Below are 1,597 nucleotides of genomic sequence, written 5' to 3'. Positions count from 1 at the left end.
AAAGATCGGCAAGTGCTAAAAACACTTGTGTTGAGCGGGTAAGCCACGAAAAGGTTTCTCCCATTTCTTAAAATACTGGCTGTCTTTTATGCTTTGAATAGCGTATGATGATTTATGTCGGGTGTAGCTATGCCATACAATACCCTTCGCGAGGGAAAAGCATAGCGGCGGACTTAACACCGTGTTTTTAGCACCCGGCGCCCTTATGGGCTGTTAATTAAAAACTTATTTGTTAAGAAAGCATTAAAATGGAAAAAAACGAAATAAAAATAACCACTGATTTCTTATGTGATTTGTGGATGGCAGTGTGTAAAGAAGCAAATAGCGATGATATTGATTTTGATACTGAAAATGAATATCACGTTTCTTTAGTAGAGCTTATGGCTGCTCTTGAGAACGTCTTGTTTTTTAAATTACAAAACGAAATTCCAAATTTTACAAAAATCTTAGCAATCATTACAGAATTTGGTCAATCCGAAACAACTCAAACGATATCGCATCTTTTGAAAGCTTATAATCCTGTTTTGGATAATGTGCATAGCATTAACAAGGCTGCTTAAATAACGCGCCGGCGCGGCGGGGGCGCCTGCTTTTTAACTTTAGATTCAATTGAGTAAGCATCAAAATGAAAAAAAGTGAAAAAAATAAAAAATACGTATTGACATTAAAGGAAATGTCGTTTAGAAGGGTTGGCAAGTGCCTAAGAAACACTTAACGATAAGCGGATAAGTTACGAAACAACTTCTCCCATTCTTAAAATACTGGCTTTCTTTTATGCTTTAAGAGCGTATAATGATTATGCTGGGTGTGGTCGCACCATACAATACTCTTTATGAGAAAAGTGTGACGACGGACTTATCGCCGTGTTTCTTAGCACCCGGCGCCCTTTTAGGGGCGTCAATAAGAACCTAATTACGATAAGAAAGAAATTAGCATGAAAGCTACTGTAAAAAAATATCAATTCACCAATCAAACAATTCTTCGTGAGGGTAAAAAACTTTATCGCATTAAGGCGTTAAGAGATTTTGGTGATGTTAAAGCTGGTCAACTTGGTGGCTATATTGAATCTGAGGAAAATCTTTCCCATGATGGTAATTGCTGGGTTGGTGATCAGGCCATTGTTGTGAGCCCTGGTCGTGTTTACGAAAATGCGCAGGTTTATGGCAATGCAGGTGTTGGTGGTTTTGTATATGGTAATGCTCGCGTCTACGATTCAGCAAAGGTTTTTGCCAATGCCCATGTGTATGATAATGCCCATGTTTTCGATAGTGCAAAAATTGTAAGTAAAGTGCATGTTTATGAAAATGCCAATGCATGTGGCATGGCTATTGTTACTAAGAATATTTGTGGTGACACAATGAATAATGTTTATACAGAACGCCTTTCTCCTGCTGGTGAAATTTGCTTTGTTATGTGTCGTCCTCATAGGAAAACAGCTTAAATAACGCTATGGCGCGCGGGGGCGCCTTCTTTAAATATCTATTAAAATTTATTCAAATATTGATTAGGGAGCTACCTATGACCAGTAAAAATGTATCCAAAAAATATGAAATTACGAATGAAACTACAGAAGTTAAAGGCCATCTCTATGGTAAAG

General features: G+C 37.6%; 2 protein-coding genes. Both read left to right on the top strand.

Features of this window, described 5'->3' with window-relative positions; all coding sequences use genetic code 11:
- The first annotated feature begins 248 nt into the window (after positions 1–248).
- Entirely contained in the window at positions 249–560 is a 312-nt protein-coding gene (locus MCY_RS05875) for a hypothetical protein (RefSeq protein ID WP_007347461.1), read from the top strand.
- 374 nt (positions 561–934) lie between these two features.
- Positions 935–1,441: a hypothetical protein gene (locus MCY_RS05870; RefSeq protein WP_007347460.1), complete on the top strand. Its 507-nt coding sequence runs from the start codon at positions 935–937 to the stop codon at positions 1,439–1,441.
- Positions 1,442–1,597: the final 156 nt, after the last annotated feature.

The sequence above is a fragment of the Bartonella rattimassiliensis 15908 genome, from assembly GCF_000278215.1.
In the GTDB taxonomy this organism is placed as follows: Bacteria; Pseudomonadota; Alphaproteobacteria; order Rhizobiales; family Rhizobiaceae; genus Bartonella; species Bartonella rattimassiliensis.
Note: the sequence above shows the minus strand (reverse complement) of the source record. Positions and strands in the feature narration are given on the sequence as shown.